9 protein-coding genes are annotated in these 13,028 nt (G+C 72.0%); 6 read left to right on the top strand and 3 right to left on the bottom strand.

The window, feature by feature from the left end:
• Positions 1-60: 60 nt before the first annotated feature.
• Positions 61-513, top strand: a complete 453-nt coding sequence (locus tag rosag_RS18090) for a hypothetical protein (protein WP_284351574.1) — start codon at positions 61-63, stop codon at positions 511-513.
• Between the two features lie 90 nt (positions 514-603).
• On the opposite strand, the gene rosag_RS18085 is transcribed toward rosag_RS18090, so the two are convergent.
• Entirely contained in the window at positions 604-2,187 is a 1,584-nt protein-coding gene (locus rosag_RS18085; protein ID WP_284351573.1) for a RagB/SusD family nutrient uptake outer membrane protein, read from the bottom strand.
• Positions 2,188-2,191: 4 nt separating this feature from the next.
• Positions 2,192-5,320, bottom strand: a complete 3,129-nt coding sequence (locus rosag_RS18080; RefSeq protein ID WP_284351572.1) for a SusC/RagA family TonB-linked outer membrane protein — start codon at positions 5,318-5,320, stop codon at positions 2,192-2,194.
• A 435-nt stretch (positions 5,321-5,755) separates the two neighbouring features.
• Between rosag_RS18080 and rosag_RS18075 the strand changes: the two genes are divergently transcribed.
• From rosag_RS18075 to rosag_RS18055, 5 genes are all read left to right on the top strand, one after another.
• Positions 5,756-6,328, top strand: a complete 573-nt coding sequence (locus rosag_RS18075) for an HD domain-containing protein (protein WP_284351571.1) — start codon at positions 5,756-5,758, stop codon at positions 6,326-6,328.
• Positions 6,329-6,523: 195 nt separating this feature from the next.
• Entirely contained in the window at positions 6,524-7,135 is a 612-nt protein-coding gene (locus tag rosag_RS18070) for an RNA polymerase sigma factor (RefSeq protein ID WP_284351570.1), read from the top strand.
• Entirely contained in the window at positions 7,135-7,743 is a 609-nt protein-coding gene (locus rosag_RS18065) for a hypothetical protein (protein WP_284351569.1), read from the top strand. Before rosag_RS18070 ends, rosag_RS18065 begins: the two co-directional genes overlap by 1 nt.
• A 13-nt stretch (positions 7,744-7,756) precedes the next feature.
• Positions 7,757-8,137: a Spy/CpxP family protein refolding chaperone gene (locus rosag_RS18060; RefSeq protein WP_284351568.1), complete on the top strand. Its 381-nt coding sequence runs from the start codon at positions 7,757-7,759 to the stop codon at positions 8,135-8,137.
• Between the two features lie 152 nt (positions 8,138-8,289).
• The gene (locus tag rosag_RS18055) at positions 8,290-10,338 is read left to right on the top strand and encodes a potassium transporter Kup (RefSeq protein ID WP_425607516.1); all 2,049 of its coding nucleotides are present in this window, start codon (positions 8,290-8,292) and stop codon (positions 10,336-10,338) included.
• A gap of 370 nt (positions 10,339-10,708) precedes the next feature.
• Here the strand turns inward: rosag_RS18055 and rosag_RS18050 are convergent, their stop codons facing one another.
• Positions 10,709-12,976 carry a TonB-dependent receptor gene (locus rosag_RS18050; RefSeq protein WP_284351566.1) on the bottom strand — a complete coding sequence of 756 codons (2,268 nt, stop codon included), beginning with the start codon at positions 12,974-12,976 and terminating at the stop codon, positions 10,709-10,711.
• Positions 12,977-13,028 lie beyond the last annotated feature (52 nt).

Genomic DNA, 13,028 nt, shown 5'->3' with positions numbered 1-13,028 from the left:
CGTCGGCGCGGCCCGTATGTTGGGCCTCGAGTTCCCGTCCTCCCACCGTCCGCCACCGCCATGATCGCGTCGCCGCTCTCGCTCGCCATGCTCGCCGCCGCCGCGCTCGCGTCGGCGACGCGCCCCGCCCCGCACGCCTCTCCGCGCGCCCAGGACGTGAAGGTCGTCGCCACGCTGGTGGCATCGAGCGGCGGTCGGCTGCAGGGCACGCTGACGCTCACGAAGGGACGGAAGGACGGCGAGACGCGCGCCCGGGTGGAGATCCTCAACGGCCCGGCCAACGCGCAGCTCGGGTGGATCATCCGCAAGGGCCAGTGCGGGGAGCGCGGCGCGGAGCTCGGGCCGATCGCGGCCTACCGTCCGCTGCAGACGCGCGGCGACGGTTCGATGACGCTCGCGGTGAACCTGCCGATCGCGCTGCCCAGCGGCGACGCGTACCACGTGGACATCCTGCAGGAGCGCGGCAGCGACGTCGTCATCGCGTGCGGCGGCCTGTCCGAGGACAGCAAGTAACGGCACGCGCCGGCCGTACGACGAACGGGCCGGGCCTCCCCGCGGGGAGGCCCGGCCCGTTCGTCGTACGGCCGTGCGAACGACGCCCGGTTACGGCGCGCTCCCCGGCAGGTCCCCGCCGAACGAGTAGACCGGCAGCCCGAGCGTCTGCAGCTCGCGGCCGGTGACGGGCAGCTGCATCAGGCTCCCCTTCGGCAGCTTGCCGAACGCTCGCCAGTCGGCCCAGTGCAGGATCGCCTCGACCGCGTGCAGCTCCATGCGCTTCTCGTAGAGCATGGCGTCCAGCAGGTCGCCGCACTCGCCGTTCGTCTTGCGCGGCACGCACGTCGGGCGCGTGCCGGTGCCGGCGGCCGTGACGGGCGGCAGCTCGCCGATCGCGACGCGCGTCTTGTTGATCAGCGGCACCGCCTCCGCCGCCCGGCCGAGGCGGATGAGCGCCTCCGCGCGCAGCATGTCCATCTCGACCAGCGTCATGGTCGGGATGAAGCCGGTCTGGTAGTAGTTGGTGCCGTACCGCACGCCGCGGTAGCGCGAGTGCGGCGACGTGCCGCGCGTGGTCGACATCGTCTGGGACGTCGCCTGGGCGAAGTACTTGCCGGCCGTGGCCGGGCCGCCCGCGCCGTGGATGCGGCGGTCGAGCGTCCGGACCTGGATCTCCCCCTTCTGCTCGAACGGGAGGGCCAGCCACTGCTGGTACGCGTTCGACGTGTCGGCGATGCCGACGAAGTGGTTGTCGATGCGGGCGTCGGTCATCAGCTGCGTGTACTGCAGCCACGCGCTCGTCGTGCCCGACTTCGTCTGGTCGGCCTGCGCGCCGAAGTCCTTCGTGATGACGTTCGGCGCCGCGGTGAGGGTGAGCACCCGGTTCCAGTCGACCGCCGCGCGCTCCTGCGGCGTGCGGGCCGTGTAGACCAGCCCGCGCAGGATGTAGCCGTTCATGATGCGAACCAGCTCGTCGCGGTTGATCGTCTGCTGGTTCACCCACTCGATCGGCAGCGTGAAGTTCGTCGGCGCCGCCTTCGCCTCGGCGACCGCCTTCTCCAGCTGCGCCATGCCGGCCTTCGCGACCTCCTGGTACGGCGAGAACTCGAACTTGTAGGTGGCGGGATCGTAGGTCTCGTCCGAGACGAAGGCCTTGTCGTACATGATCCCGAGGTAGACCTGCGAGGCGCCGAGCAGGAAGCGCGAGAAGACGCGGGCGCGCGGCGTGTCGGCGCCGTTGGGCGTCGTCGCGTTCACGGCGCCCACGCGCACGCCGGCGTCGAGCGCCTTGAGCGCGTCGGTCTCGGTGGCGATGACCTCGTACAGGTCGTACCACGGCTTGCGGCCCAGCCACTGGCCGGCGTCGGTGTTGTTGTAGCGGACGCGCGGCTCCTGGATCACCTCCCAGGTGGCGGTCGCCGTGCCCGTCGTGATCTCGGCCAGGGCGCCGAGCTGCACGACGGGGTACGTCGAGTTGGTCCGCGCGCCCTGGGTCACGCCCCAGAAGTTGCGGAAGGCCAGGCCGGCGTTCTGCTCGAGGTTCGAGCCGTTCGTGAAGACGTCGTCGAGCTCCGGGGTGTCCGAGTTCGTGACGTCGAGGTTCATGCACGCGGCGGCGCCGACGAGCGTCGCGGCCCCGAGCGCGGCGCCGAGGCGACGCACGCCCCGGCGATTCGTGAGGAGGGAACGCATCGGCTCAGAAGGTCAAGTTGACGGCGGCGCTGAACACGCGGTACATGGGATAGTTGGCGTTGTCGACGCGCACCGCGGGGGAGCCCGCCTCCGGGTCGATGCCCGTGTAGTTGGTCCAGGTGAACAGGTCGCGCCCGACCAGCTCGAGCGACGCCCGGTCGACGCCAGTGCGCCCCAGCGCCCCGAGCAGCCGCTGCGGGATCGTGTACCGGACGGAGAGCTCGCCGAGCTTCATGTAGGTGCCGCTCTCCACGAAGTACGAGTTGTAGTTCGCGTTGTTGCTCGACAGGCCGTCGGCGGCCGTGTAGTACTGGATCGGCTTCTTCAGCTCCTCCGGCTTGCCCGCCTGCACCACGTCGTTGTGGTCGGTCGACTGGTAGAGCGCCTGCTTGATGTTGTTGTACACGTTCCCGCCGACCTGGCCGTGGAACGAGGCGTAGACCTGCAGGTCGCGGAACCGCACCGTGTTCTGGAAACCGTAGTTCATGCTCGGGAACGAGCGGCCGATGCGCGTGAACAGGTTGTTGCCGAGCGAGTCCTTCTGGAGGATCGGGCGGCCCCACGCGTAGCTGCGGCCGTCGACGACGACGGTGGTGCCCCACAGGTTCTTCGTCACGCCGTCGCGGTAGCTGTTGCCGCGGCCGACGGCGACCAGCACGCCGTCGTCGTTGACCTGGAAGGCGTCCTTCGAGCTCGCGTGCCACGCCGGGAGGTCGTCGGTCGAGTACATGAACTTCTCGCCCCACATCTCGTCGACGTTCGACCCGTCGCAGCGCCACCGGATGCCGTCGCCGTAGCACGAGCGGCCGAACTCGCGCAGCCGGGTGCGCGAGCGGTCGGCGACGAGGTTGACGTCCCACGAGAACCGGCCGCGCTGCAGCAGCTGCGCCTGGAGCGTCGCCTCGAGCGTGTGGCCGCTGACCTTGCCGACGTTCTGCTCCTGCGTGTTGAACCCGCTCAGCGCCGGCAGCGGCATGCTGATGATGTTGTCGCTCGTCACCTGGCGCGCATACACCAGGGAGAGCGACACGCGGTTCTTCACGATCGCGTCTATCCCGAACTCGTGCTCGCGCGCAACCTCGGGCCGCAGCTTCGCGTTGCCGAAGGACTGGCGCGTGGGCAGGCCGCCGGCCGCCAACTCGAGCGTCTCGTACTGATCGTAGAAGCTCGGCCGGTTGCCGGCGGTGCCGTACGAGTAGCGGAGCTTGAACTCGTTGACCGCCGCCAGCGGCCACCACGCCTCCTCGGCCATCCGGTAGGCGCCGCTCGCGCGGTACCAGTTGTTCCAGCGCGACTCGGGCCCGTAGAGGGAGTTGCCCTCGCGCTGGACGCTGAAGTCGCCGATCAGCTTGTCCGCGTAGTCGAGGTTGAGACTCGACAGCACGCTCGACAGGCGGCGGTCCGTGAACGACGACTCGATCGTCCGCGTCTGGCCCACGTCGAGGTCGCGCACGCCGGCGACGGAGAAGTCGGTGGCGATCGCCTCGGTGAACGGGTTCTGCTCGCGGCGCGAGAGCGCCTGCACCGAGAGGCGCGGCGTCAGCCGGCCGAACGTGTGCGTCGCGGTCAGGCCGACGGTGCCGTTGATCCCCTCGACGATGTCGTTCTCGCGCTCGAAGGTGCCCAGCGTCGGCGTCTGCCCGTCCGTGCCGAGGATGCCGCGCGGGATGTAGTTCTCGAACGACTGGTCCGACCGGTCGTAGTTGATGTTCGCGTTGCCGTTGAGCCAGCTCGTCAGCTTCAGCGTCGCGTTGGTGCTCAGCTGCGTGCGCGCGCGGCGCGTCAGCCAGTCCTGGTAGATCTGCTGCCGGTAGAGCGGGTTGACGATCGTGCTGTTCGAGTCGGGAAGCACGACGTACAACCCGTCCGGCGTCTTGCGGTTGATGTTGACGTCGGGGTCGATCGAGAAGAAGCTGTCCCACGCGATCGCCGGCTCGTCCACCGTGCCACGGGAGTGAAACGCCCCGACGTTGAGCTGCAGCCGGTCGCCGCGGCGGTGGTCGACGTTCACGCGCAGCGTCTGCTGGTGGAACCCGTCCGACTCGAACACGACGCCGCCGTCGTGCTGGCGGTTGTACGAGATCGCGAAGTTCGTCGACGGCAGGTTCTGTTGCAGGGTGACGCCGACGCGGTTGAACGTGCCGGCGTTGAAGAACTCCTTGGCCGGATTGAAGAGCGGGTCGACGTACGGGTTGTCCTTGAACGCCACCACGTCGGCCACGCGCCCGCGGCGCGTCGTGTCGCGCCCCGCGGCGTTGACGTACCCGCCGGCCGCGTTCGTCCGGTAGTGGTGATACGCGGGCTTCGTGAACTCGTTGGTGAACGAGTTCATGCCGGCCTCGGTGCGCACCGTGAACTGCGTCGTGTTGAGCGCGAGGTTGTTGCCGCGGTTCGTGGTGATCGAGATGACGCCGTTGGCGCCCATCGACCCGTAGAGCGACGCGGCGGCCGCGCCCTTGATCACCTCGACGCTCGCGATGTCGTCGGTGGCGATGTCGCGCGTGGTCACGCCCGTCTGCGTGTTCTGCACGACGCCGTCGACCACGTAGAGCGGGCTGGTGGTCTTGAACTGGCTGGTGGGCGTGCGCAGCTGGATCGTGACGCCCGAGCCGGGACCGCCACCGCCGCGGATGACCTGCACGCCGGCGACCTTCCCCTGCACGACGCTGGCGGCCGACGTGACCGGCGCCACCGGCAGGTCGGCCGCCGTCAGCGTGGCGACCGTGAACGGCGTCTTCACGTTCTGCGTCGCCTCCACCGTGCCGGAGACGACGACGCTCTGCAGGCGCAGTGGGTTGTCGACGAGGCGGAAGTTCAGCGTGACCGTGCTGTCGCGCACGAGGCGGACGTTGTCCTGCACGCTCACGCCGTAGCCGATGCGACGCGCCTCGACGTTGAACTGGCCGACGGCCGCGTTCGCGATGGTGAACCGTCCGCTGCTGTCGGTGACCGCCGCGAAGCTGGTGCCGACGATGCGGACGGTGACGCCGGCGATCGGGCGCGACGTGGTGGCGTCGGTGACGGAGCCGCTCACGCGGGCACGACCGAGCTGCTGCGCGCCGGCGGCCGTCGCCGTGACGGCCACGGTGGCCAGGCCGGCCGTGAGCGGTGCCAATGACCTTCGTACGGACACACTACCTCCTCGATGGGTGGGACGAGCGCGTCGGCACGGAGCCGGACGCGAGGGCGGCGGGAAGGGCGAGCGGGAAGGGCGAGCGGGAGGGTCCGCGCGACAGCGGGCGCGGCGGACGAGCGAACGGACGGGCAGGCGGGCGGAACGCTCGGGAGGGGAGAGGGCGAGCGGCCGGTGGGGACGGGAGGAAGGGGCAGCGGACTGTGCCGCCTCTAAGTGTCACAGCTCGCGCGATGCCGCAAGCCAAAGATTTTCGAGCGACGATAGGTGGGCTGGCGCGCGGCCCATCGACTCCCAGACCCGGCGAGGGCGGCGCGACGACACCGATCAGTGTTCGCCTGCCGCGAGGCAGCGACCGCGCGCCCTGGCACCATCAGCCCGCCTTTCGGGTTAACTTCCCCGTCCCCGCTCGTCCCCTGCCCCGCGCCGCGCCCGATGCTCCCCTCCCGCGCTGACGCCCTGGCGCTCGTCCAGGAGTACACGCAGTCCGAGTCGCTCCGGAAGCACATGCTCGCCGTCGAGGCGGCGATGCGCGCCTACGCCCGGCACTTCGGCGAGGACGAGGAGCGCTGGGGGCTGGCCGGGCTGCTCCACGACTTCGACTACGAGCGCTGGCCCAACGCCGGCCGCTCGCCGACCGAGGAGCACCCGAGCGAGGGCGTGCGGCTGCTGCGCGCCGCCGGCTATCCCGACGACGTCTGCGACGCGATCCTCGGCCACGCCGACTACACGGGCGTCCCGCGCCGGACGCGCATGGCCCGGACGCTGTTCGCGGTCGACGAGCTGACGGGGCTGATCACGGCCACGGCGCTCGTGAAGCCGTCGCGGTCGGTGCACGACGTGGACGCCGGCGGTGTACGGAAGAAGATGAAGGACAAGGCCTTCGCCCGCGGCGTGAACCGCGACGACGTGATCAACGGGGCGGCCGAGCTGGGCGTCGACCTCGACGAGCACGTGCGGTTCGTGATCGCGGCCATGCAGGCCGAATCGCAGGCGCTGGGGCTGTGATCGGTGCGGTCCTCCCCGCCGGGGCCGGCCGGCCCAACGTTCCTGGGGGCGCCCGCGTTGTCTGGGGCGACCCCACCCACCGACCGCAGCACCCAGTCGATGAGCCTTTCGTCCGCCGCGCTTCCGCTCCCCACCGGGGGGCTGGTCTCCCCGCCGCGAGCCCCGCGTGCCGCCGTGCGCGCGCCGGAGCGCGTCGTGGCTGAGCCGGTCCGCACCCCGGTCGCCGCCCCCGTGGCGGCCCCGGTGTTCGAGCCGGCCGCCGATCCGGTGCTCGCCGAGCGCGCGCTCGTGCTGGCAGCCCAGGCCGGGGACGCCCGCGCGTTCGCAGGGCTCGTCCGCCTGCACCAGCGCCGCGCCTACGCGGTCGCCCGCGCGATCGTCCTCACGCACGAGGACGCCGAGGACGCGACGCAGGAAGGCTTCCTGCACGCCTACCGCGCGCTCGACCGGTTCCGCCCGGAGCAGGCGTTCGGCGCCTGGCTGCACCGCATCGTCGCCAACGCGGCGCTCGACATCGCGCGCCGCCGCAAGGTGCGCGACGCGGACGAGCTGCCCGAGACGGTCGCGTCACCGCGGCCGATGCGCGACCCGGCGGAGTCGCTCGAGCTGCGCAGCCGCCTGCGCGAGGCGCTCGATCGGCTGAGCGCGCGCCAGCGCGCGGTGATCGTGCTGCACGACGTGGAGGGGTTCAAGCACGCGGAGATCGGCGCGATGCTCGGCATCCCGGAAGGGACGGCCCGCTCCGACCTCCATCACGCCCGCGCGGCGCTGCGGCGCCAGCTCGGCGAGCTGCGAGGAGACCTCTGATGTCGCGCTTCCGTCTGTTCTCGGGGGCGGACGACGCCTCCACCCCCCAACGGCCGGCGGACCGCCTCCGGTCGGACGACCTGCCGCCCGCGGACGACCCGGTGACGCGCGAGCTGCGCGCGCTCTACGGCGCGCCCGGCGAGCGGTACTGGGACGAGTTCGAGGGGCGGATCATGGCCGCCGTCCGGGCCGGCGCGCGCGCCCCGCGCGCCGCCGCCGACTGGTGGCAGGCGATGGCCGACTGGGCCCGTCCGGGCCTCGCGGCGGCCGCCGTGCTCGTGGTCGTGGTCGGCGCCATCAACCTGCAGTCGCGCGGCGCGCGGGCCAGCGTCGCCGCGGCGCCGGAGACCGGGCTGCAGCCGCTCGATCCGGAGCTCGCGCGCGCGGTCAACGACGCCACCAGCGACCCGGTGACCGCCGCCAACGAGCGGGCGGCGCAGGAGGCGGCGTACCTGCTGACGGGCGGCCTCAAGCGCCGCGCCCCGGTGCGGCTGGACGTCCCCGCGGCGCAGCCCGCGCCGGCGCGCGACGTCACGCCGCCGACGGACGCCGACGAGGTGCTGCGCGCCCGGCGCGAGGCGACCTTCCGCTACGTCATGCCCGACTGAGGGCGAGACGACGATGGAGCGGTCCAAACTCCTGGCGGCAGCCTTCCTCGCTGGTGCCTTCACCCTCGGTGCGACGGTCGGCTTCGGCTTCGACCGGTCGATCGGCCGGCCCGACGCCAGCCCGGCCGCCTCGGCCTACGCGGACTTCGCCGAGGAGCTGGCGCTGACGCCGGAGCAGAAGGCGGCGGTCGACTCGATCCTCGACGTGCAGCACCGGGCGATCGACTCGCTGCTGGCCCCGGTGCGCCCGCAGATGCGGGCCGTCCGCGACACGGCGCAGCGCGAGATCGCCGCCCGCCTCTCGCCCGAGCAGCGCGGGAAGTACGAGCGCTACCTCGCGCGCCGCGCGGAGGAGCAGGCACGGATGCGGGCGAGGTTGGAGCGGCCGCGCTGACGTCGGCGCTGAGGCGCGCTCGTCGGCGCGCTGGACGCTCCACCCCGGCACGGTAGATTGCCGAGCGGGTCGCGCCACCGGGCGCGACCCGCTTTTTGCATGGTCCAGCCGGCCGCCGCCCTGCGGCGCGGCCTTCCTCGACCCACCCCTGCATGTCCGCGAACTCATCGGACGCGGCGCCGCAATCGGGCCCGTCGTCCGCCGATTCCACCTCGGGCGATCCGTCAAGTCGGCCGGCGGCCCCTGCCGCCCTCCCGTCCATGTCGACGACGGCCGAGACGCCGACGACGCTCCACCCTCACGCGTCGCACCACCGCCCCGAGGAGAACCCCACCGGCCGCAAGCTGGCCGTCCTCACGCTGACGGCGCTCGGCGTCGTCTACGGCGACATCGGCACCAGCCCGCTCTACTCCATCCAGGAGTGCTTCCGCGAGGAGTTCGGGCTCGCCCCCTCGATCGCGAACGTCTACGGCGTGCTGTCGCTGATCGTCTGGTCGCTCGTGCTCGTGGTCAGCGTCAAGTACGTGATGTTCATCCTGCGCGCCGACAACAAGGGCGAGGGCGGCGTCTACGCGCTGCTCGCGCTGCTGCTGCAGCGCCAGAACCGCGAGGGCGAGGCGAAGCGGCGCGCGCTGCTGATCGCGCTCGGGCTCTTCGGCGGCGCGTTCCTCTACGGCGACGGCATCATCACGCCCGCCATCTCGGTGCTCGGCGCCGTCAACGGCATCAGCGTCGTCGCGCCCGCGCTCGGCCGCTTCGTGGTGCCGATCTCGTTCGCGATCATCGCGGCGCTCTTCTACTTCCAGTACAAGGGCACGGCCAAGGTGGGGGGCGCCTTCGGCTGGATCATGCTCACCTGGTTCCTGAGCATCGGCCTGCTCGGCATCGCGGAGATCGTGAACCATCCCGAGGTGTTCACGGCGCTCAACCCGTGGCACGCGATCACCTTCTTCACCAGCCATCCCACGCGCTCGTTCGTCGTGCTCGGTGCGGTGGTGCTGGTGATCACGGGTGGCGAGGCGCTGTACGCCGACATGGGCCACTTCGGCCGCAAGCCGATCCGGCTGGCGTGGTTCGGCTTCGTGCTCCCGTGCCTGCTGCTGAACTACTTCGGCCAGGGCGCGCTGCTCATCCGCGACCCGTCGGCGGTGGCGAACCCGTTCTACCTGCTGGCGCCCAAGGCGCTGCAGATCCCGCTGCTGGTGGTCGCGACGCTGGCGGCGATCGTGGCGTCGCAGGCGCTCATCTCGGGCGCGTTCTCGCTCACGCAGCAGGCGATCCAGCTCGGCTACGTGCCGCGCCTGCAGATCATCCACACGTCCCACGAGCAGGCGGGGCAGATCTACATCCCCGAGGTCAACAAGGCGCTGGCGATCGGCACGCTGCTGCTGGTCGTCACCTTCCGCTCGGCGGCGGCGCTGGCGGCGACGTACGGCGTGGCCGTGACGGCGACGATGGCGATCACGACGATCCTGTTCGCGCTCATCGCGCGGCAGCGCTTCGGCTGGTCGCGGGCCAAGATGCGCGTCTTCCTGTACGGGTTCCTGGCGATCGACCTGATGTTCTTCGCCTCGAACCTGCTGAAGGTGCCGCACGGCGGCTGGGTGCCGCTCGGCATCGCGGCGCTCGTGTTCCTGCTGATGACGACGTGGAAGCGGGGCCGCGAGATCCTGCAGGAGCTGCTGCAGAAGGCGACGATCCCGATGGACATGTTCCTCGCCGACGTCGCGCGCCGCCAGCCGCCGCGCGTGCCCGGGACGGCCGTCTTCATGACGTCCACCTCGGGCGGCGCACCGGTCGTGCTGCTGCACCACCTGAAGCACAACAAGGTGCTGCACGAGCAGGTGGTGCTGCTCTCCATCCGCTCGGCCGAGGTGCCGGACGTCGACGAGGAGGAGACGCTGGAGGTCGAGAAGCTCGGCCACGGCTTCTACCGCGTGGCCGCGACGTACGGCTTCATGGAGACGCCCGACGTCCCGCAGGTGATGAAGTTCCTCAACTCGCGCGGCATCCGCGCGCGGCCGAACGAGACGTCCTACTACCTCGGCCGCGAGCGCCTGCTGCCGAGCGGCAAGACGCGGATGATGCGCTGGCGGAAGAAGCTGTTCGTCTTCATGTCGCGCAACGCGCGCTCGGCGACGGAGTTCTTCAACATCCCGCCGAACCGCGTGGTGGAGCTGGGGACGCAGGTGGAGTTCTGACGGCTGCGGGCTGCGGGCCGCGCATCTGAACGACGAACTGCTGTGACGGGATGACAGGATGACCAGGAGGCTCCGCGGGGCGCGTCGTTCCAAGCGCCGGTGCGGAGCCTCTTCGTCATCCTGTCGAAGCCGTACGCCGTTCACCGGCCGGCGCGCCGGTCCCCTGTGGCCTCTGGGAGGGATGCGGATGCTCCGGATGCGAACGGATCCTTCGGATCGTCCCGCGTAGCGGCGAGGTCCCAGGCGCCACACGGAGCGATCCGCATGATCCGTTCGGATCCGGAGCATCCGCATCCCCCAACAGGCCAACAGGTCCGGCGCGCCGAGGTGTCCGGGGTTCGAGATCCGCAGCCCGCAGCCCGCAGCGCCGCTACAGCGGAGCTCCGACCCGCAGGATAGCCGCCCTTCCCGGCGCGTCCGCGAACGCCTTGTACCGGCTCATGAAGCTGCGGTATCGCACGTCGAGCGCGTTGCGGAGCGTCAGGTCCACGGTGAGCGGCCCGCGTGGCAGCATCCGCATCGCACCGGCGCCGAGGGTGGTGACCGTGTAGCCCGGCGGCGCCAGGTCGCGCGGGTCGATGCGCGACTGGCGCGCGTTCGTCTCCGCCGACGCGGTGGCGTAGAGCCCACGCAGGCCGCGCCACGCACGCTCGCGCTCCACGCGCAGCCCGTACACGAGGCGCGGCGGCGGGATGAAGGTGAGCGGCACGCCGGCCGTCACGTTCTCGCCATGCACCCAGTCGCCCGAGAGCTGCAGCGTGACGAACGACAGCGGGCGATACGCGGCCCGCCCCTCGACGCCCACCAGGCGCGCGTCGCCCTGCACCACCTGCAGCGAGTCGAACAGCCCGCGCCCCGTGCCGAACGGCCGCAGGTAGATGTAGTCCCGCACGCGGTTGACGTAGCCGGTCACCTCGGCGGTCAGCGTGGAGGCATTGATGCGCACGCCCGCCTCCGTGTTGAGCGACGTCTCGACGTCGAGGTCCGGCTGCCCGCGCTCGAACGCGCGCGTGCCCTCGTGGAAGCCGTTCGCCCACAGGTCCGGCGCGGCCGGCGCGCGGAAGCCGCGGGCGACGTTCGCCACCAGCGCGACCGGCGCGGAAAGTCGGTACAGCACGCCCGCGCTTCCCGTCAGCGCGGGGAACGCGCGCCGCTGCCCGGGCACGCCGATGGTCGCGTCGCCGTCCGTCGCCAGCGTGCGGTGGTCGAGGCGCGCGCCGAACGTCGTGCGCCAGCGCCCGAGCTCCGCCTGCTCGAACGCGTACACGGCGGCCGTGCGCGAGTCGCTCCCAGGGATCAGCGTCCTGCTGCCGCGGTTCTGGAAGCGGCTCGTCATCCCCGACACGCCGAGCGTGCCGGAGAACGGACCGACCGGCGCGTGGTGCAGGTGCGCGAACGCCGTCCAGTTGCGCACGAACAGCCCGAGGTCGGGCGAGACCGCGGCCGCACCCGCGAACTCGCGCCGCAGGTTCTGCTCGTAGCCGGCGTTGGCCTGCAGGCGCGCGCCGCCCAGCGGCAGCGTCGCCTCGACCGTCGCGCGGTACGTGCCGATGCGCTGGAAGCCCGTGTAGCCGGGGCTCGTCGCGGGATCGTCGAAGATCTCGATGCGCTCGTCGCGGCCCGCGTAGCGCGCGGTCACCGTGCCGCGCACGCCGCGCCAGCCGAGCGCGCCCTCGGTGGCGACGGCGCGGTTGTCGGTGTTGGCGAGCACGCCCGCCGGCGTGCGCATCGCGCCGCTGCTGCGCGCGGTGAGCGCCATGCGTGCCCCCAGCCCGCCGCGCGCGCCCTCGACGCTCAGGGTGCCGTCGGTGCCGCGCACGTTGTGGTTGTAGAGCGTGCTCGCGCGCCCACGCACGAAGGCGGCGCCGTCCAGCGCGTCGGGCACCGGCGGCGCGATCACGTTCACCACGCCACCCAGCGCGTCCGATCCGTACAGCACGCTCGACGGCCCCTTGATCACCTCCACCCGCTCGGCCGTCGCGGTCTCGACGTTGGGCGAGTGGTCGTGTCCCCACGCCTGCGTCTCGCTGCGCTGCCCGTTGTCGAGCGTCACGACGCGGTAGTGCGTCATGCCGCGGATGACCGGCTTGCCGATGCCGGTCGTCATCGAGAGGCTGCGGACGCCGGGCACCTGCTCCAGCGTCTCGCCGAGCGCGGCGCCCTGGCTCGTGCGCAGCTCGGCGCCCTCCATGACGGCGGTCGGCTGCGGCGAATCCTGGGCGCGCGTCGCGCCGGTCGTCGCGGTGACCTGCACCGCGGCCAGCTGCACGCGCGCGGCGCGCAGCACGACGTCCAGGTCACGCCCGTCGCCCGGCACCGCGACGCGCCGCGTCTCCGGCACGTGCCCCAGACGTGAGACGCTCAGCGTGTACGAGCCCGGCGCGACGGCCGAGAAGCGCCACTGGCCGTCCGCGCCGGTGACGCGCGTGCGGCCCAGCTCCACGAGGCGGACGCGCACGTCGGCGAGCGGGACGCCGGCCGTGTCCACGACGCGGCCCGCCACACCGCCGACGACCCGCGCGACGGCCGGCTGTGCGGTCCCCGTGCGCGAGACCGTGGACACGGCGAGCAGCGCGAGGACCACGGGCGCGGCCGCGGAGATGCGACCGCTGGAGGCGCGCAGACTGGCGGCGGGCATGGGTGGCGAGGTGACCGGACCGCGCGGCGCCGAAGAGACGAGTTCGGGCGAC

This window comes from Roseisolibacter agri (assembly GCF_030159095.1).
GTDB lineage: Bacteria > Gemmatimonadota > Gemmatimonadetes > Gemmatimonadales > Gemmatimonadaceae > Roseisolibacter > Roseisolibacter agri.
This window is presented reverse-complemented; position numbering and strand designations above follow the sequence as displayed.

Bases quoted from the DNA above. Each gene is read 5' to 3' on its own strand.
- rosag_RS18090 (WP_284351574.1), top strand. From the start codon at position 61: ATGATCGCGTCGCCGCTCTCGCTCGCCATGCTCGCCGCCGCCGCGCTC.
- rosag_RS18085 (WP_284351573.1), bottom strand. From the start codon at position 2,187: ATGCGTTCCCTCCTCACGAATCGCCGGGGCGTGCGTCGCCTCGGCGCC.
- rosag_RS18075 (WP_284351571.1), top strand. From the start codon at position 5,756: ATGCTCCCCTCCCGCGCTGACGCCCTGGCGCTCGTCCAGGAGTACACG.
- rosag_RS18065 (WP_284351569.1), top strand. From the start codon at position 7,135: ATGTCGCGCTTCCGTCTGTTCTCGGGGGCGGACGACGCCTCCACCCCC.
- rosag_RS18060 (WP_284351568.1), top strand. From the start codon at position 7,757: ATGGAGCGGTCCAAACTCCTGGCGGCAGCCTTCCTCGCTGGTGCCTTC.
- rosag_RS18055 (WP_425607516.1), top strand. From the start codon at position 8,290: ATGTCCGCGAACTCATCGGACGCGGCGCCGCAATCGGGCCCGTCGTCC.
- rosag_RS18050 (WP_284351566.1), bottom strand. From the start codon at position 12,976: ATGCCCGCCGCCAGTCTGCGCGCCTCCAGCGGTCGCATCTCCGCGGCC.